At 52.3% G+C, this 18216-nt stretch carries 19 protein-coding genes; 4 read left to right on the forward strand and 15 right to left on the reverse strand.

Annotation, left to right across the window (positions count from 1 at the left end):
• The first annotated feature begins 131 nt into the window (after nucleotides 1–131).
• Nucleotides 132–1055 (forward strand): ArsR/SmtB family transcription factor, encoded by a 924-nt coding sequence (locus BMW84_RS11420; RefSeq protein ID WP_091068363.1) that lies wholly within the window; start codon nucleotides 132–134, stop codon nucleotides 1053–1055.
• A gap of 318 nt (nucleotides 1056–1373) precedes the next feature.
• On the opposite strand, the gene BMW84_RS11425 is transcribed toward BMW84_RS11420, so the two are convergent.
• The 6 genes from BMW84_RS11425 to BMW84_RS11445 all read right to left on the reverse strand — a co-directional run bounded on the left by BMW84_RS11425 (nucleotide 1374) and on the right by BMW84_RS11445 (nucleotide 8166).
• Nucleotides 1374–1799: a helix-turn-helix domain-containing protein gene (locus BMW84_RS11425; protein ID WP_254772959.1), complete on the reverse strand. Its 426-nt coding sequence runs from the start codon at nucleotides 1797–1799 to the stop codon at nucleotides 1374–1376.
• A 603-nt stretch (nucleotides 1800–2402) separates the two neighbouring features.
• Nucleotides 2403–2849 carry a contact-dependent growth inhibition system immunity protein gene (locus tag BMW84_RS11430; RefSeq protein ID WP_091068364.1) on the reverse strand — a complete coding sequence of 149 codons (447 nt, stop codon included), beginning with the start codon at nucleotides 2847–2849 and terminating at the stop codon, nucleotides 2403–2405.
• A gap of 19 nt (nucleotides 2850–2868) precedes the next feature.
• Nucleotides 2869–4203 (reverse strand): RHS repeat-associated core domain-containing protein, encoded by a 1335-nt coding sequence (locus BMW84_RS11435; RefSeq protein WP_175498777.1) that lies wholly within the window; start codon nucleotides 4201–4203, stop codon nucleotides 2869–2871.
• Nucleotides 4204–5071: 868 nt separating this feature from the next.
• Nucleotides 5072–5311 carry a hypothetical protein gene (locus tag BMW84_RS24500; protein ID WP_139209618.1) on the reverse strand — a complete coding sequence of 80 codons (240 nt, stop codon included), beginning with the start codon at nucleotides 5309–5311 and terminating at the stop codon, nucleotides 5072–5074.
• A gap of 1058 nt (nucleotides 5312–6369) precedes the next feature.
• A complete protein-coding gene (locus tag BMW84_RS11440; RefSeq protein WP_091068368.1) occupies nucleotides 6370–6651 on the reverse strand; it encodes a DUF6171 family protein in 282 nt (93 codons plus the stop codon).
• A gap of 18 nt (nucleotides 6652–6669) precedes the next feature.
• Nucleotides 6670–8166, reverse strand: a complete 1497-nt coding sequence (locus tag BMW84_RS11445; RefSeq protein ID WP_091068371.1) for an alpha-N-arabinofuranosidase — start codon at nucleotides 8164–8166, stop codon at nucleotides 6670–6672.
• A 205-nt stretch (nucleotides 8167–8371) separates the two neighbouring features.
• Here BMW84_RS11445 and BMW84_RS11450 point away from each other — a divergent pair, with 205 nt between their 5' ends.
• Both BMW84_RS11450 and BMW84_RS11455 read left to right on the forward strand, forming a co-directional pair.
• Complete coding sequence (locus tag BMW84_RS11450; RefSeq protein ID WP_091068373.1) at nucleotides 8372–9229, forward strand: ATP-binding cassette domain-containing protein; 858 nt, start codon at nucleotides 8372–8374, stop codon at nucleotides 9227–9229.
• A 3-nt stretch (nucleotides 9230–9232) separates the two neighbouring features.
• The gene (locus BMW84_RS11455) at nucleotides 9233–9943 is read left to right on the forward strand and encodes a hypothetical protein (RefSeq protein ID WP_091068375.1); all 711 of its coding nucleotides are present in this window, start codon (nucleotides 9233–9235) and stop codon (nucleotides 9941–9943) included.
• Here BMW84_RS11455 and BMW84_RS11460 read toward each other — a convergent pair whose 3' ends face one another.
• The 6 genes from BMW84_RS11460 to BMW84_RS11485 all read right to left on the reverse strand — a co-directional run bounded on the left by BMW84_RS11460 (nucleotide 9944) and on the right by BMW84_RS11485 (nucleotide 15278).
• Nucleotides 9944–10858 (reverse strand): class I SAM-dependent methyltransferase, encoded by a 915-nt coding sequence (locus BMW84_RS11460; RefSeq protein ID WP_091068377.1) that lies wholly within the window; start codon nucleotides 10856–10858, stop codon nucleotides 9944–9946. It abuts the gene before it with no gap.
• Nucleotides 10859–10994: 136 nt separating this feature from the next.
• Nucleotides 10995–11921 carry a 5'-3' exonuclease gene (locus tag BMW84_RS11465; RefSeq protein ID WP_091068380.1) on the reverse strand — a complete coding sequence of 309 codons (927 nt, stop codon included), beginning with the start codon at nucleotides 11919–11921 and terminating at the stop codon, nucleotides 10995–10997.
• A gap of 28 nt (nucleotides 11922–11949) precedes the next feature.
• Nucleotides 11950–12315 carry an arsenate reductase family protein gene (locus BMW84_RS11470; protein ID WP_175498778.1) on the reverse strand — a complete coding sequence of 122 codons (366 nt, stop codon included), beginning with the start codon at nucleotides 12313–12315 and terminating at the stop codon, nucleotides 11950–11952.
• A gap of 31 nt (nucleotides 12316–12346) precedes the next feature.
• Nucleotides 12347–13321, reverse strand: a complete 975-nt coding sequence (locus BMW84_RS11475; RefSeq protein ID WP_091068384.1) for an RluA family pseudouridine synthase — start codon at nucleotides 13319–13321, stop codon at nucleotides 12347–12349.
• A 2-nt stretch (nucleotides 13322–13323) separates the two neighbouring features.
• A complete protein-coding gene (locus tag BMW84_RS11480) occupies nucleotides 13324–13890 on the reverse strand; it encodes a cob(I)yrinic acid a,c-diamide adenosyltransferase (RefSeq protein WP_091068385.1) in 567 nt (188 codons plus the stop codon).
• Nucleotides 13891–14084: 194 nt separating this feature from the next.
• Nucleotides 14085–15278 (reverse strand): YhgE/Pip domain-containing protein, encoded by a 1194-nt coding sequence (locus tag BMW84_RS11485; protein ID WP_091068387.1) that lies wholly within the window; start codon nucleotides 15276–15278, stop codon nucleotides 14085–14087.
• A gap of 177 nt (nucleotides 15279–15455) precedes the next feature.
• Here BMW84_RS11485 and BMW84_RS11490 point away from each other — a divergent pair, with 177 nt between their 5' ends.
• Nucleotides 15456–16079 (forward strand): TetR/AcrR family transcriptional regulator, encoded by a 624-nt coding sequence (locus BMW84_RS11490; RefSeq protein ID WP_091068389.1) that lies wholly within the window; start codon nucleotides 15456–15458, stop codon nucleotides 16077–16079.
• A 55-nt stretch (nucleotides 16080–16134) separates the two neighbouring features.
• On the opposite strand, the gene BMW84_RS11495 is transcribed toward BMW84_RS11490, so the two are convergent.
• From BMW84_RS11495 to BMW84_RS11505, 3 genes are all read right to left on the reverse strand, one after another.
• Nucleotides 16135–16311 (reverse strand): aspartyl-phosphate phosphatase Spo0E family protein, encoded by a 177-nt coding sequence (locus BMW84_RS11495; protein WP_254772993.1) that lies wholly within the window; start codon nucleotides 16309–16311, stop codon nucleotides 16135–16137.
• A 167-nt stretch (nucleotides 16312–16478) separates the two neighbouring features.
• Nucleotides 16479–17696: an aminotransferase class I/II-fold pyridoxal phosphate-dependent enzyme gene (locus BMW84_RS11500; protein ID WP_091068391.1), complete on the reverse strand. Its 1218-nt coding sequence runs from the start codon at nucleotides 17694–17696 to the stop codon at nucleotides 16479–16481.
• A 13-nt stretch (nucleotides 17697–17709) separates the two neighbouring features.
• Complete coding sequence (locus tag BMW84_RS11505) at nucleotides 17710–18210, reverse strand: Lrp/AsnC family transcriptional regulator (RefSeq protein WP_091068393.1); 501 nt, start codon at nucleotides 18208–18210, stop codon at nucleotides 17710–17712.
• Between the last annotated feature and the right edge of the window lie 6 nt (nucleotides 18211–18216).

The following is an 18216-nucleotide window of genomic DNA, read 5'->3' on the forward strand; positions in this document are numbered from 1 at the left end:
ACGCTTTCAGCCTCAATTATACGTGGCAAACCACACTATGACAAGCGGTTGACATAACGGAATATACGTTGTGATAAACCAAATTAAATAATATAATTATTAATTAATAATCGATGATTCGGAGGCCCTCTATGAAACTTGATTTAACCAATGACTCCCTGCCCGTATATGAAGCGTTGGCCAGCGCGGTTCGGCTGCAAATGCTGCGGCTGCTGGCCGAGCGCCCGATGAATATTAAGGAGCTGGCCGGCGCCCTCGGGCTCAGCAGCGCGATCATGACGACGCATGTGCGGAAGCTGGAAGCCGCCGAGCTGGTCCGCTCGCATATGGCGCCCGGCAAAAGCGGATTGCAGAAAGTTTGCACGCTGGCCGCCGACTATGCCGAAATTTTTTTCCCGCAGCCCTTGAAAAAGGAGCGCAAATGCCACCGCCAGGAGATCCGGGTCGGCCATTATTCCGACTTCCGGATCGAACCGACCTGTGGGCTCGCCACAGTCGACAAAGTGATCGGCAGCTTCGACGACCCCCGTTATTTCTGGGACCAGGAGCGTATGAATGCCGGCATTCTCTGGTTCGGCAAGGGTTACATCGAATACAAAATCCCCAATTTTCTTCTGAACAGCCAACAGCCGGAAGAGCTTGTGGTGACGATGGAACTGGCTTCCGAAGCACCTTCCACGAATAACAACTGGCCTTCGGACATCACTTTTTCGCTGAACGGACATACATTGGGCATCTGGACCAGTCCCGGCGATTACGGCGACCGGCTGGGCAAATACACGCCGGCCTGGTGGCCCCCCTATACAAACCAATACGGCTTGCGCAAGCAGCTGCGCGTTACCCGCGAAGGCACGTACATGGACGGGCTGCGCCTCTCGGATGTAACGTTGAACGAAATTGGCATCCGCGAGAAGCAGTTGACCTTCCGTTTGTCCGTGGAGGACGATGCCGAGCATGTCGGCGGCCTGACCCTTTTCGGCAAAGGCTTCGGAAATTACAACGAAGATCCGGCGGTCGAGCTGTATTATGCCGATTTGCAGGAAGCCAAAGGGTAGAGATGTTGCCGGCTGGATTGTCGTTCGGGGATGGACGGAGGCTGGCAAGCATTGCGGGAGAATTGAAGACGGACTCTAGGCAGAGGCTTTGATGGGTGGCTGTGCTAGACCTCGGAGTTTGGTGGCAGTGTGTAGTGGCTGGCTTGTGGTGCGCGATGTGCAGTGCATGATATGCAAGGGAAGCCAGAGAAGGGCCTCCTTACGGACATCACCTACATGCGCTATGATAGCGGTCAGTGGGCGTATCATTCTTGTTTGAAGGATGGTGCTACGAAGCAAATTTTGGCACACTATCTCTCGTCTACACTGGAGTTATCCTTAGTTGTTCACTTGCTCCCGTACACCCCCGATGAACTCATGCGTTTTTTCACTTATGAGCAAGTACGGGTGGCAATGGAGGTAATTTGGCAGATAGTACGTGTTGTTCTTACTCTGACTGACAAGCATCATCTTCTTCTTTTCCAGTTCCTCGATATGACGCTCGATGGATTTTGAACTGCAACCTACATTTCGAGCAATCATTTCTAGCGTTGGATAGCACATAATCTTATCGCTCATATACGCTATCAGGTCAATCAGAATCAGCTTTTCGTAAAGACTCAAGCCGAAGCAACGATGGATTTTATGCGGCACTTTAGTAAAGCCCTTATGGTGAGCCGTAAATTCACTCTCTTGGCTTACCTTGTCCATATACTCATTTGCGGCTTGACGATTTTGAATTGGAAAGAAATCTTTCATCCCCATTACCATCCTTCTCGTGATTTTGTTCCGCCACACGGCGGCTATGAAGTTGGAAAGGTGGCTAGCCTGGACGAACCTTACCCATTATATGTGAACTGGCACGTTACCAGAGTGTTTTCACAATAATAATCGCGGCATATCCCTAGATCGTTGCGAAGCAAATAATAATTTACACCTCAATCTCAGTGGGCGATCTATGTATCCGTAAAGTTGCGGCGAATCATACAGTTGAAAAATCTGTGAGAAAGCGAAGGTAAGGAATCCAACTTCAAATACGGTGGTATCTGAGTATTATGAAGGTCAGCAAGGGGAAGAACTTACAGGAAGTAGGTATACTTTTTCAAACATATGTACGTACGGCCTTTTCGGGAGAATTTCATACGGAGATGATGAAGGTAAACTCCTATGGTTCTTGATATAGTAGTTCATTCGGCACTGGGTGGGGGCTGTTCCAAATAGCCGACGCGACTTGCTTAAGAAAAAAATGCCACAACACGGGCGGCTAGCTCGCATTGTGGCATTTTACATAGGTTATATGTGTTATTGGTTGAAATATGGGTTCATTCGGCACTGGGTAGCCCCACCGTCAAAACTTAAAATCTTACATTAGTGAATTTTCCTATTTATCATATCTACATAGCCTTTATACGTTTCCTTCTGTTCATCAAACATCCAAACATCTGCTAAATCTATTAAATTCCTTTTCTCAATATTATCGATCATTCTAATTAATTCATCCATATGTGTTAAGAGAATTTCCGAACTAACGGATGATAGTTTTTCCATTAGCTCTAGCGAATCAATATCAGCGTAGAAAGGAGTGTTATTTTCATCAATCCTCACAATGATTTCAAATGTTGCTAAGTTTGTAAAAACATCTTGTCTAATACAACGAATCAGATCAAAGTTAGATAACTCACTTAGACATTTTTCCATAATTTCCAAGTGCCATACGGGCAGTGGCGTATCGGAAAAATTCGTTGCATTTTGTACTACAACCTCATATTCTTCTCTCGTTAAAAACTCTTTTAACTTCTTCTTTCTATTGTACATATTTACATAACCCCAATCATTATTTTGGTGGGAACACTCCCCCGTGGGGAGTAAACATATCTTCTACTTTTTTCATTGTATTATTTACTTCGTTTAACTTTGACGTGTAGAGTTGGCGAAGTTCAGTATCTAAATTAGGATTCTTAAGAATCCCTTCCCAACTTTTTTTCATATCTGATAAACCACGATATGCATCAGAAACTTCTTGAGCATGATCATAATAACCTCCACCTGGTTTTGGAACTGGATTACCATCCAAGTCCCTCTGTGCTCCTTTTAAATCCATTTCGGTTAAATGCGAATATGTTCTTTCCTGTTGATTCAGAGTTGCCCTCTGACTAGTAGTAATATTAGCCCTTGAAGCATCTGATAAATCATCAACACTTGAGATTACCCTATTAACATTACCCGTCCCCTCAGAAGTAGCTCTAGCCCGAAGACTGTTAGTTTCCGCGCGTAAGCTATCTACTTCTGATTGAGTTAAATTTATTCTAACTGGAGTACTCGGAGTTTTAATCTTCTCAGGTAGCTTCTCTGGACTAGTCTTAAAGTTACTTCGAAATCTTATTAAGAATCCACCACTGCCCCCATGATCATAATGATTATTATAATGCCCTGTAGGATCAGTATAAATCAACGGGTTATTAGTTACATACGTATACAAATTCAAACTTAGCGGATTAACAATCTGCCCTTCATACGTATCCTCATTGATAAACCGTCCATCAGCAGGGTCATAATACCTTGCTCGAAGATAATAAAGTCCTGTCTCGTCATCGTAGACTTCTCCAGCATATTTAAATACATTTGGTGTTCCTTCAGTTTGATTGCCGATGTTCCCCCATTCATCATAACTATAGGTATTGACCACATTGCCACTTGTATCGACGATCTGAATCACGTCGCCATGCCCGTTGTATAGATAATAATAATTATTGTTAGAAGCCACATCCTTTTTAACCAACAATCGGTCTCCACGCACGTAGTTCGCAATCGTATGGTTGCTTCCATCAACCTCTGCGACAACTTCTTGCTTAGTATTGTAACGATACTGTATTACCTTGCTACCTGTTGTCTTCTTATACCTCAACCCATCCGCAGCATAATCAAAGGTTGTCGTATTCGTACCTTTGGCAGCACTGACGAGCGTGTTATTCAAATCATACTGATAGCTGATGTCGTCAAACGAATTCGTTGCTTCCCCTGTATCCGCTAGTGTCAGGCGATTTCCCAAGAGATCGTACGTATAAGTTACTGAAGTGCCGTCACCTCTTGTAACGCTAGTCAACCGATTTAATTTGTCATAGATGTAGTTATTCGTACGTGTCGGTTGATTGAGCATCGTCTGGATCAATGTGGTAACGTTTCCGTTGTCATCGTATGAGTAACTGGTCGAAGACAGTACGGATGAGCCCTTTTTGTTACTAACCATAGAGATTCGATTTAATTTATCGTACGTATAATCCATCGTAAGGATGCTTCCGTCTGTTAATAGAGGATACGATACCGTTTTAACTCTCCCGTTCGGATAATAGGCATATTTCACATTGGCGGAATCGACGTTATTAACTGTGCTTTGCACTGGGTGATAAGGCCAAACATGTACATCTATCCCATATTTTGTAATAATCCCCTTGAATAATAGATGATATTAAACCAACTTTTCTATACCATTAATTAAACTTTGATAACATATTTCAAATAATTGTTGCTATCCGGCAGTGAAAAGAAGGATGGCCATGGAGAATGTCAGGTTGGAAGATCAGGAGAAGGGACTCATTGATGTAGCCCGTCATCAACTGTCCTGCTAACAGGGCAAGCTCCCGTTAAAGGACATCTGTTGTAGGAGAAGGAAACCGGCTGTTTAGGATCAAGCTATGAGTTGATTTAATTCGGTAACGTTTAACTATAAAGTAATTTCATAACCTGGACCAAATGGATTTTTTACCTTATAGCAAGAGGAGCCTTCCAGGACTTTTCCCACGATAAGGGCATATCGGTGTTAATGGTGTTTTTACAAACAGAAAATCACAAACCTTACAGAATCCATCGGTAAAAGTTTTCATGCTAATTATGCCTTGCATTTCGAACATCTTAGAAGATAAATATTGTGGTGTATACACAGGATTAATAGCAGTACATACCATCCGAATTGATGGAAGTAGTTCTCCACAATACATGAGGACAGTACTTTACCTTATTATGCAACATTAATTTTCGACTTATTTTTTTGCTTGTTGTGAGAGGAGTGTCTTTTCTCTCAAAGCATGATCATCTTGTATTACCATATGGGCCAAACGGGTTCGCGCTAATAATGGAATAAAATTGTTTTGCGCTTGGGATGAAGTGATATCCAGCTTAGAAATCATTGAAGATGCAGAAGAAAAATAATTTGATTTAAGCACTCGATAAAAATATCCAGAAATGCTCTCTTTCTTATTCAATACAGGTCGAATAGGCAACTCTCTGCTTCCAACGCCAGCAGTATGTAATCATCGTCTGCGCTATCGAAAAAAACAGAAATTTTAAAGAACGTGAAGTGCAGTGCGTGATGGTTGGTGTGTGGTGCGTAGTCCATGGTGGTTGGTGTACGACATTGGTGCTTGGTGCATAGTTCATGGTGGCTGGTGTACGACATTGGTGCTTGGTGCATAGTTCATGCTTGTTGTACAATACTCTGCGTTCCGAGTTTGACATAAAGTACGGCGAGCACGATGGTTCGTGTTCATGGATGGCGCCTCTGCCCTATACTGGTGCTTGGTGCTACTCCCGGTACTGGTACTCTCTGCTCTTTGCTGACAAGTGGAATGTAACGGACCTGAGAGACGTTATTTCTCTCAAAACAAGATATTTCCCCTTCTAACGGACGTCAACGCCGTTATTTGCTTCATTTCGGCAGATTATCGAGCATTTTGGAGTCAATAACGGCGCTCAGGTCCGTAAGAACTCAATTCCGTCGGTTTTTGGGCAAATAGCGGCGCTCAGGTCCGTTACGGACCCACTCGACCATCCAATGTACGAATCTAGGCACCTTGGATGGAATGGCGAGGGATGGGCGGTGTATGAGTTGATGCACAGATTTGCGCCGGGCTGGCGCACGCTCAGGTGACCAATGGACGCTCGCACATTCCGCATTTGGTTTTCGCGCGACTATCGCCAGGTTGGGACTCAGTCTAATGTACCATTGGACCCTGGGCTGACTGGACTGACGTAATGTACGGTTCGGTGCACCAATGAACTCTCGGCCGGGCTGGCGAATTTGGTTTTGCATACGTTCTCCAGTCCGGCGGACGGCATAACGAACGGTCTGGCTTCTGACGCGCCATGGGTCGCTCGCAAACTACGCCTTTAAGTTTTGCCGGCCGGCACACCATTGGACCCTCCGCACTTTACCCTACGCCAACCGTAAAAGCACAAAAACCGAGGGCAGCCTCCCATCACAGGAAGCTGCCCTCGGTTTTTCGATTTACTGCTGCGTATCCGCAATACCGCCGCAGCCGTGCAACCGGTGCGCCGCCGTCTAGCCGGCCACCGCCTGCCACATGCCCCCGCCCGGCAGGGGGCACCCGCGGTCCTTCAGCTTTGCAACGACCGGGATAATGCACCCGCAAGCGGTGCAGGTCACGCCGTCCTGCAGCTTGGGGCAGGCGGCGCAGAGCGCTAAGCGCTCGGCGTACACCTCGTCGCTCGCCGTATTGGCGGCGTTAAACATGGACGACGCCAGTATGCGGGCGATCTGCGCATCCGTGACCTTGTATTCTTCCCGGCATGCCTTGCATGCCGAGCCTTGAGAACTTGCCATCGCCATACGCCGCCGGCCTTACGCTTTGGGCGCGATCGCCAGAACCGTTACCGACCGCGGCGGCAGTTCCACGTTCAGCGTATCGCCTTCAAGCTTGAAGCCGCTGAACGACACCGGCACAACGGCTTCCGGCTCGCTGAAGGTGTTGTGCGCATCAAGGGCGGCACCGGTAAGCACGGTACCGGTAATTTCCGCGCCGGCAGTCACAAGTCCGCGCAGTTCAAGCGGCAGGTTGGCCGCCGACTCATGGTTCAGGTTGCACAGGCTGACATGGATGACGCCTTCGGCGTTGACGGACGCCGAAGCGGAAATTTCCGGAATCCCCGCGCCGTCCAGGCTGTACGTTCCGCTTTCGACCGCCAGGTCAAGAAGCTGGGCGTCCTGATGCACCTTGTACATGTTGAACACATGGTACGTCGGGGTAAGCAGCATTTTTTCCCCTTCGGTCAAAATAACGGCCTGCAGCACGTTCACGGTCTGTGCAATGTTCGCCATCTGCACACGGTCGCTGTGTTTGTGGAAAATATTCAGCGTCACCCCGGCCACCAGCGCATCGCGGATCGAGTTCTGCTGGTACAGGAAGCCCGGGTTCGTACCCGGCTCAACGTTGTACCAGGTGCCCCATTCGTCGACGATCAGGCCGACTCTTTTCTCCGGATCGTATTTATCCATGATCACGCTGTGGCGGGCCACCAAATCATCCATCTTCAGCGCTTCCTGCAGCGTCGAGAACCACTGGTCTACGCCGAAGCCGGTCGCGTCGCCTTTGTCGTTCCATTCCTGGGTCGGCAGAGTATAGAAATGCAGCGTCAGCGCATCCATGAACCGTCCGGCTTCGCGCATCAGCACTTCCGTCCAGTTGTAATCGTTCGAGTTCGCGCCGCAGGCGATCCGGTAAATCTTGTTGTCGCCGTAATTCCGCACATACGTCTGATAGCGGCGGTACAGATCGGCGTAATATTCCGGACGCATGTTGCCGCCGCAGCCCCAATTCTCGTTGCCGACGCCGAAATATTTGACCTTCCACGCTTCTTCATGCCCGTTCGCCCGGCGCAGCTCCGCCATCGGGGACACGCCGTCAAAGGTCAGGTACTCCACCCATTCCGACATCTCCTGCACCGTGCCGCTGCCGACGTTGCCATTGATGTACGGCTCGCAGTCCAGCATCTTGCACAGCTCCATGAACTCATGCGTGCCAAAATGATTGTTCTCCACGACGCCGCCCCAATGGGTGTTGATCATCCGCTTGCGGCCTTCCTTCGGCCCGATGCCGTCTTGCCAGTGGTATTCGTCGGCAAAACAGCCGCCCGGCCAGCGGAGCACCGGAATTTGGATTTCTTTAAGCGCTTCCACGACATCGTTGCGGATGCCCTTCGTATTCGGAATCGGCGAGTCTTCTCCCACCCAAATGCCCTCATAAATGCAGCGTCCCAGATGCTCGGAGAAATGACCGTAAATGTTGCGGTTGATCGTTCCCTTGCGGATATCCGCGTTTAATACCGCGCGATGTGCCATGAATAAAGCCCCTCCATTTAATTAATATTTTTATTAATGAAGTAATTATTATATTAACATTATAAACATGGCTTTCCGCCTTCGTCAATCAAAAAAGAAAACGCACAAAAAGAACCCTCTTCCTGCAGAAAAAGGAAAAGGGATATAATGACAATAGGATATTTGAGGTTTTGTTCATTATTATTACCTAGGAGGCTCACACGCTGTGGATCCGATAGTCAGGCTGGACCAGGTCACCAAACGTTATTCCAGGAAAACCGTGCTTTCTTCCGTATCGCTGGACCTTCGGCCGGGTCAAACCGTGCTGCTCCAGGGCGCAAACGGCTCCGGCAAAAGCACGCTCATCCAATTAATCGGCGGATGGATTCCGCCAACCTCCGGCCGGCGCCTCATTCGTGAACGGCAACCGCTGCGGATCGGCTACATGCCTGACCGTTTTCCCAGGCTAAAATTCACGTCCGGCGAATATTTGATGCACATGGGCCAAATACAAGGGCTGCCTAAAGAGGGGCTGCGCAAGACCATCCGCGAGCTCCATACCCTGCTCAACCTGCCGGCCGCCGACATTCCGCTGCGGGAGATGTCCAAGGGCATGCTGCAAAAGGTCAACTTCATGCAGGCCATACTCGCCGAGCCGGACCTTCTGCTGCTGGACGAGCCGTTGTCCGGTCTGGATGCAGCCTCCGTGCCGCTGCTGATCGGTACGCTGCTTGGCCTCAAACAAAGAGAGGTTGCCATCGTGATCTCCGCGCATGAACCGGAGCTGCTTCAAGGCGTCGCGGACAGAGTGATACATGTAGCCAACGCCTCCCTTGCAGAACCGTTTGCCGATAACCGGCAAGACCATGATCGGGAAGGCTATGAACGGCAGATGCGGATCTTGTGCCGTCTGAGCGTTACGGAGAACGAGATTTTCGCCCCCGCAGAACCAGGAATTCTGGACGCTTCGGTTCATCAGGGACTGACACAGCTCACTATACACGAGGCGCATGTGGACCGTCTGCTGCTGCTGATTTTGCAAAACGGCGGCTCCATTATCGAAGTCAGCCGGAGAGGAGCGTAAACGATGCTGTATGCACTGCGTTATTATCACCGCTATTACCTGCGTTCGTACCGTTTCGCCGCCCCGCTCACGGTCTGCTTGGGTTTTATCTTTTTTCTGTACGGAATCGTTCCCAACCCGGTCATGGACAGCTACGCCGTTACCGCCACACTGATGTTTCTGATCGCCGCCTGGCTATGCTTCGGATTTATCGATCTGGAGGACGAAACGCAGCAGATTCTCACCTTTCTTCACTCCGGAAAAATCATGCGCCTTTACGCTTTAAAGCTGCTGTACCTTTGGATGTTCAGCCTTCCGCTCTCCGTGTTCGCCATCGTCTACCCAATTATTTTCGATAAATTCGACCATGCTCCAACCGTTGCCCAGGTGCTCACCGCCTTCCTCTGCCACCAGATTGCCGTCTGGCTTGGCATCGCCGTCGCAGCCTGGTTCAACCGCAGATTGTTCCGCTCCGGCATGGTCGCTTTTCTCGTGTTATGTCTCGTGCTTACCGCCGCGCTTGGCGGGCAAGGCATCGTGAACCGGACATCGCCTGCGCTCGGCTGGCTGATTCCTCCGTTCCGCATGGTGCTGCATCTTCTGAGCGACCGCCCGCAAGCGGAGAGTTCGCCAGGCTTGGCCGAACTTCTCTACCCGATTCTCTACATCATTCTGCTGGTTGCCTTGTTCCTGTACATCATGCAGCGGAGAAGGTTCGAGAGCCGCGCGCAATAGTTATATTTTCACCGCATGGATATAATGAATGGTCTCAAATGCCGACAGGTAGTCCTCGCGATCCCGGAAAAACCGTTCCTGAATGGCTTCCGGCGTTAAATGCTCGTAAACCAGCAAGCCTGCCTGTTCCAGCAGCCGCGTCAGCGCAGCCTGCGAATAGCAGGCTTTCATTGGCTCGCCGCCGGCCGCCGCCATCGCCAGCATATTCTGCACCCGGTTTGCCCGTCCTTGGGCCTCAAACAGATGCTCGTCAGCATAATCCAGCACGATGGAGCTTCCTTTGGGTACAAGCGCAAACAGCGTCCGGAGCAGTGCGGCCAGGTCCTCTTCGCTTATATAATAGGATACGCCCAGCAGGCTGAAAAAGGTCTTGCCCCGCCCGATCCCGGCGGCTGCCCATTTCCCTTCATCGGCGCCATCGGCAAAATCCATCGGCACAAAGCGGAGATGATCCGGCACGTACAACCCGGCCTCTTCCAGACGCTTCCGTTTAAAGTCCTGAGTGGCCGGGTGGTCCACCTCGACGACGTGCAGCCGCGCCGCAAGCTCCGGATGCCGCAGCGCAAAGCTGTCCAGTCCGGCGCCGAGAATGACGTACTGCTCCGCTCCGAGCCGGACCTCGCTTTGCAGCACCGCTTCGCAGAATGCGGCCCGCGCCAGCGGAGTCGGCGACAGCTGCACCTGGGTAATCCAGCGCAGGATGTCTTCCGGCTTCTCGCCGACCGGCTCTTCCGCCCCGCGGCTGAAAAAGTCCTTTCCCTGAATCATATGACCGCTGATCTCGGCAAACTCCTGCTCGGTAATCAGTTGACCCGCCAACGAATCGTTGAAGATCACCGGGTGATCATACCGGCTGTGATAAGCACGGCCAAACGCCGCAACCAAAGAAGTAACGCTGGATTCCTTCTCTTTCATCTTTTTGCCTCCATAATAAAAAAGAGATTCCCCCTGGCCAGGAGAATCTCATTATATACGCTATTTACATATCTGTAAATTATAGCATAAAATATAAATTTTGTCAATACCAAATGTCGCAGGATAGAAGTTTTAATTAGCCTAATTCGCCAAACTCGATCTGCACGATGCCCCGATCATCCGGTACCGCCTTCAGCAAATGCAGCAGGCTGCCGAACTCCAGCTCATCGAACTTGCGCGCCGCATTCTCGCGCTGCAGCTGCCACAGGCATTCCGTCAGCGTGCAGACAACCGGCACGTCGCGGCGGATTTCCGCCAGGTCGCGGGAGAGATGCAGCATGTCGAGATCGGCTTCGATTTTGGCGCGGACGCCTTTGGGCAGCGCATGCAGGTTCTCGATGACGCCTTCCACGGAACCGAAATCCGTCAGCAGCTTGAGCGCCGTTTTTTCGCCGATGCCTTTGACGCCGGGATAATTGTCGCTCGTATCGCCCATAAACCCTTTCAGGTCGATGACTTGCGCCGGGGTAAGCCCCTTCTCCGCCATCAGCTCCGCCGGGTCGTAGACTTTATAGTTCGACCGGCCTTTTTTCATAATGACGACCTTCACGCGGTCATCCACCAGCTGCAGCATGTCATGGTCCCCGGTCACGATGTACACTTCGGATTCTTCGCTGAAGCAGGCCGAGAGCGTGCCGATGCAGTCATCCGCCTCATAGCCGGCCAATCCGATGTTCGGAACGCCAAGTTCGGCGACGACTTCCTTCACCAGATCGAACTGCGGAATCAGCTCCAGCGGCGCTTCGATCCGGTTCGATTTATACCCGTCGTATTTCTCGGTGCGGAACGTTCCCTTGCCCATATCCCAGCAGCAGACCAGGTGGGTCGGTTCGAACGTGCTGACCGCGTCGAAAAAATATTGCAAAAATCCGTACACCGCATTGGTCGGCAGTCCGGCTTTGGTTTTGCGGATATACCCGCCGTAAGAGGTCGCATAAAAGGCCCGGAACAATAAAGCCATTCCGTCGACGAGCATTACGCGGCCTTTGGGTTCGAAACTCATAAGAAACCTCTCCTCTATATTTTTCGCTTTAGGCTTTGCCCCAGGCTTCGCCGTATTCATCTTCTTTGTACCCGACTGTTGTTGCGCGGCCATCCGACACGACCGGACGTTTGATCAGCATGCCGTGCTGCGACAGCAGCTCCAGCTGTTCCTCTTCGCTCATCCCGGCCAGCTTGTCTTTCAGCCCCAGTTCCTTGTACACTTCACCGCTCGTATTGAAAAATTTCTTCAGCGGCAGTCCGCTCTCTGCCACCAGTCTGCGCAATTGTTCAACGGACGGCGGCGTTTCAGCGATATGGATCAGCTCCAGTTCATGTCCCGCATCCTTCAGCCATTTGACGGCGCTGCGGCAGGTGCTGCATTTTGGATATTGATAGACGGTCAGCTTGCTCACGTGATTCATCTCTCCTGCGTAAAAAGGTTTATTACGCCTGCCCTTTCAGCAGGCGCTCCAGCGCCGCCATGTCCGGCGGCAGCGGCGCCGTAAGCCGCATCTCCTGCAATCGCACGGGATGCATGAAGGTCAGGCTCGCCGCATGCAGCGCCTGGCGCGGCATCGCGGAATCCAGCGCGGCGATGCGCGCGAGCGCCGCCGCTTCCTGCGGCGACGGGTCGGCTTTGGCGTACAGCGGGTGACGGTACATCCCGTCCCCGATGAGCGGGCAGCCGACCGAGCCCATATGCACCCGGATCTGGTGGGTGCGGCCGGTCTCCAGCTTCAGCTCCACCTTGGAGCTGTCCGGGTAAACCGCCTTGACGTTATACCGCGTCAAGGAAGGATAACCGTCCGGCGTCACGATCCGCCGGTGCGGCTCGGCCGGATCGCGGTCGATCGGGCCGTCGATGTCCCCGGCCGGCGCGGGCGGCGCGCCGTGTACAAAAGCAACGTACCGCTTGTCCACCGTCCCGGCAATCATCTGCTCGGAAATGTGCTGGTGGCTGTACGGGTTTTTGGCGATGACCAGCACGCCGGAGGTCTCCTGGTCCAGCCGGTGCACCGGCCGGAAGCGGAAACGTTCCCCTTTGGCGGCCCAGTAATGGACGACGCCGTTGGCCAGCGTCTCCGTATAATGGCCGTGCGTCGGATGCACGATCATTCCCGCGGCTTTGTTCACCGCCAAGAGATGCTCGTCCTCGTAGAGAATATCGAGGTCCATCGGCTGCGGCAAAATATCCTCGGAGGTCTCCTGCTCCATCCGGATCTCCACGAGGTCGCCGGCGCTGACCTTAACACTGATATAGACGCGCTCGCCGTTCAGCATAATGCCTTGTTCCGTCATTTTCAGCCGCGACAGCAGCTTGCGCGAGACGTCCATCCGCTTCTGGAGGATCGTCTTCAGCAGCCAGCCGTCCTCGGACGGCGGCACTTGATAAGTTAATGGCGCATAATAGGTCGTCATGTCTAGTTGCGGAACACCTTTCCGCTGCGCACATATTCCACATCGCGGATGTGGAGGCGCGTATTGGCCGTCCGGGCCAGCGTAAAGAAATAATCCGACAGCCGGTTCAAATATACGGCTACCTCCGGATTGACTTCTGCCGCGCGCGCGAGTGTGACCGTCCGCCGCTCCGCCCGCCGGCATACCGTACGGCAGACATGCAGGATCGAAGCCAATGGACTTCCTCCCGGCAGAATAAACCGTTCAAGCTTCGGATTCTCCGCCGTAAGGGCATCGATCCATCCCTCCAGCCGCTGCGGCATTTCGCCGCTGACTTTATAGGTATTGGCATCCGGTCTGGCGTAGGCCAAATCCGAGCCGCAGTCGAACAACTCATGCTGGATCTGGAGGAGCTGCTCCGCCGTATCGGCAAAATTGTCATTTCCGTCCATCAGGCTGCGGGCCTGCCCGACAAAGCTGTTCAGCTCATCGATCGTCCCGTACGCCTCCACCTGGGCATCGTCCTTGCTTACTCGTCCGCCGATAACCGATGTCTGCCCCTGATCGCCCGTGCGCGTGTAAATTTTCATTCCGTTCCCTCCTGCGTAGACCCGTCATTGCAATATGTATAGTTTAATCGCTATACCCGCCTCAGGCAAATGAAGAGTTTGGCATGAGAGGAAAACATCCTGTACCGTATTATGCGGCAAGCCGGGACTTCCCGACGCCGGACGCAAAAAAAAGAGCCCGAGGGCTCTTTTCGTAAACTTTATTTTTCTTCAGCTTATGCTTCGGGCAACACCTGAGCCATTTCAACCTGCACGGTGGCGGCTTTCCCTTTCTTGAAGCCGGCTGCCAGCAGAGTCAGCAGGCAGGCGCCGCCGATGGCCCACAGCACCGCTGTGCTCTCTGAAGCGGCATCCAGCCCGCCGAAATACATCGTCTTCCGCAGGCCCAGCGCAGCGAAGCGGAGCGGGGTCCAGGAATACAGCCAGTCATGCGAGACGTTTGACAGAAATTCAGGCGCCATATTCAGCAGCGGCATCGAGAAGAACATGAGCAGGATTAAGAGCGGGAGCGCCGACATGCCCAGCCAATTAAGCAATGCGGATTGCAGCAGGAAAAACATCAGACCCGCCAGCCACAATACCAGCCAGACATCCGTCTGATTCAAAATCTCCATGCCATACCAGCCGGAAGCCATCCATACGATAAAACCTGCGGCAAGGCCGGTAATCACCGTGCCGGCCAATGCTTGCACCGCTACGGATACCATGCGGCTGGAGCCGGCTTTTGCCGCATTTCGTCCAGCCTGGAATAAGACGAGGGCCGAAGCCAGGCTGCCCATCCACATGATTTGCGTGACAAGGCCCGGCGCATTGCCCGAGGCGTTGTTGAGGCCAACCGGATGAACCGATTCATCCGCTACCTGAATCGGGGCCAGCAGCGCCTGTGCGGCGGTTACCGGAATCACCCCGCCGGACGTCTTGCCGATCTGGCCGAGCAGCGCAGCGGACATTTGCGCATTCACCATGCGCATCGCCTGATCCAGCCCTTGCTTCACGGCCGTTGCCGCCTGCACGTTCAGGCCATCATTGGAGATTACGGTAACGGTCGCCGGTTTCGGTTCCGTTCCAGATAAAGAAGCAATTCCGCCGCTGAGATCGGCCGGAAGGATCAGTGCGCCGTAATAAGTTCCGTCGTCGAGTCCGCTACGGGCTTCCGCTTCCGAGTTCGCGACGCTCCATTGGAGCGGCAGCTTATCGTTCGTCGTGAGTTGCTTTTGAATGAGTTCCCCTACCGCCAGTGCCTGACCGCCGGGAAGCTGTACCGGCTGGTCGGCGTTCACCAGCACTACCGGAATATTTTTCGGCTTCGCGCTAATGACCGAGCCCATCATGGCCAGGCCAAAAACCATCAATACGACCAGAACGATGGCGACGCCGGCCCATAAGATCTTTTGTTTAAAAATTTTCATCTCTATCCACCCCTATTTTTAATCAACACAATATTGATTATTGATCACGGTGTTAATTATAATTAGGGGTATAGGGAACTACAATCGTCAATTCGGCCGGAACTGTTCCATAGCGGGCACTTTTTTCGAAAGTGTTTATTATCTTAAAAAATTTATTTATCCTGGGAGGTGACTGGCATGGAGGACAAGCTGGACCGCAGGCAGTTGCGCACCAAGCAGCTTTTGTACGACGCGCTTATGGGTCTGATTGAAGAAAAGGGTGCCGATCATGTCACTGTAACGGATATAACGAAGCGGGCTAACGTAAACCGCGGGACCTTTTACCTGCATTACCGCGATGTGCCGGATATGGTGGAGCAACTGGAGAATGAAGTATTTGAACGCATCCGGGGGTTCGCCGCCCGGCTGGATTTCCAGGATTCGATCCGCTATATCGAACAAGACCAGACATACCCTATTATCGAAGAGGTCTTCGAAGAGCTTGCCCGCCACGCCGGATTTCTGCGGATTATGCTCGGCCCAAAGGGTGATTTTTCGTTTGCGCGAAAGCTCAGGGAGCTCCTCTCGAGCCACTTGTACGATAAAGTCAGCCTGGCGGTACCGAATCCCGTTTTGCCTCGCGACTACGTCGTCGCCTATATGATCTCCGCCAACTTTGGACTAATCATGCACTGGCTGGAATCCGGAATGGACCAGACGCCGGCCCAGCTTGCCCAGATCATGACGCGGATCGCTTACTTTGGACCGATGGTTTCGTTCGGCATCAAAGCACGCCCCGGCGAAAGTCCGGCGAAGCCATAAGCGGGCTGCGAACACTGGACACAAAAAAGAGGCCCTCAGGCCTCTTTCCATTTCGCTAATTTCCGGCAAAACGCACTTTCATGTATTCGTTGAGCTTGAGATCGAGCCTTGTACTCGCTTCAACGACAGGCTTCGAGGTAAAAGATTTTTCCTGAATGAACAACATCTCCATTTGGCGGCGCAACAAACGAATTTCATCCTCCAGAGAGACTCTGTGCTCGCAAGGTTCAATCTTGAGGGGCCGCGCGGAGGAAGACGATAAACCATCGGTTCCGGGCACAAACATCCCTCCTAATAAGTATTATCCTGTTTATACAGTTAAATAATACCATACCATTTGGTCATCCGCTATAGCCCAGTATTACCCATAATTTTACATCCAGAAACAATAGTTTATCCTTACGCCCGTTCATTTTGAAGCTGGGTCACAAATGTGCCGATCCGCTCCAGCGCTTCGTTCAGTTGGGCAACAGAGGTCGCATAAGAGCAACGGAGGTACCCCTCGCCCCCGAGACCGAACACGCTGCCCGGTACGGCGGCGACTTTGTATTCGCGCAGCAGCCGCTGGGCGAACTCATCCGATGTCAGACCCGTATGCCGAATGCTCGGAAAAGCGTAAAACGCGCCTTGCGGCTCATGGCATTCCAGGCCGGCTTCGCGCAGGCCCTTGACGATCAGCCGGCGGCGCTGGTTGTAGGAGTCGACCATCCGGTCCTTCTCCTCCAGGCCGTTGGTCAGCGCCTCCAGTGCGGCCACTTGCCCCATCGACGGAGCGCACATAACCGTATATTGATGAATCTTCAGCATGGCCGCAATCAGATCCGGATGCCCGCAAGCGTAGCCCATCCGCCAGCCGGTCATGGCAAACGCTTTGGAGAAACCGCTGACCAGAATCGTCCGGTCCATCATCCCCGGCAGAGAGGCAAAGCTGACGTGGTTGCTGCCGTAAGTCAATTCGGCATAAATCTCGTCGGAAATCACGATCAGGTCATGTTTTTCCACCACTTTGGCGATCGGTTCCCAGTCCTCGCGGCTCATGATCGCTCCCGTCGGATTGCTCGGATAACATAGAATCAGTACCTTGGAACGCGGGGTGATTTTGGCTTCGAGCCCTTCGGCCGTCAGCTTGAACTGATTCTCCCCAAAGGTTTCGATGCCGACAGGGATTCCCCCGCCAATCGCCGTAATCGGCGAATAAGAGATGTAGCATGGCTCAGGAATCAGAATCTCGTCGCCCGGCGCGATCAGCGCACGCAGCGCAAGATCAATGGCTTCGCTGCCGCCGACGGTAGCGATAATCTGGTTCGCCGGATCGTAATCCACCGCAAAACGGGTATGCAAATAATCGGCAATCGCTTCCCGCAGCTCGGGCATCCCGGCGTTAGAAGTGTATCCGGTAAAGCCGCGTTCCAGCGAGTATACGCAGGCTTCGCGTACATGCCAAGGCGTCTTGAAGTCCGGTTCCCCGACCCCCAGCGAAATAATGTCCTTGCTGCCCGCCGCCAGATCGAAAAACCGGCGGATGCCCGAAGGCTGAATCTCCCGCACCTGCGGAGACAGATAGGAACTCATCGGCTTTAACGTATCTCCGGATTGATTTGTAGGGTTCTTGATCATAGCGCGACTTCCTTTACGGAGATATCATCAGACGGTTGTCTTCTTCGTGTTCTTCGAAGATGATTCCGTCCTGCTTGTATTTTTTGAGCGTAAAGTTGGTTTTGGTCGACAGTACCGAATCAATCGGGGACAGCTTCTCGGAGACAAAATTGGCGACCTCGCGCAGATTGCGGCCTTCGACTTCAACCAGCAAGTCATAGGCTCCCGACATCAGATAAACGGACTTCACCTGCGGATACAGGTAGATCCGTTCCGCGATGCCTTCAAAGCCGCGTCCGCGTTCCGGCGTAATCTGCACTTCGATCAGCGCGGTGACGCGCTCGTCGTCCAGCTTATCCCAATTCACCACGGTAGCATATTTGACGATCACATGATCTTTTTCCAGCTCGTCGATCGCCGCTTTGACTTCCTCTTCTTCCGCCCCGAGCAGCGTGGCCATCAGTTCTGCGGACCTGCGCGCGTCTTCCTTGAGCAGTTCCAGCACTTTTCTCTTCAGTTCATTGATCTCCTTCATGCCTTC

Source organism: Paenibacillus sp. NFR01 (genome assembly GCF_900111565.1).
GTDB lineage: Bacteria > Bacillota > Bacilli > Paenibacillales > Paenibacillaceae > Paenibacillus_AQ.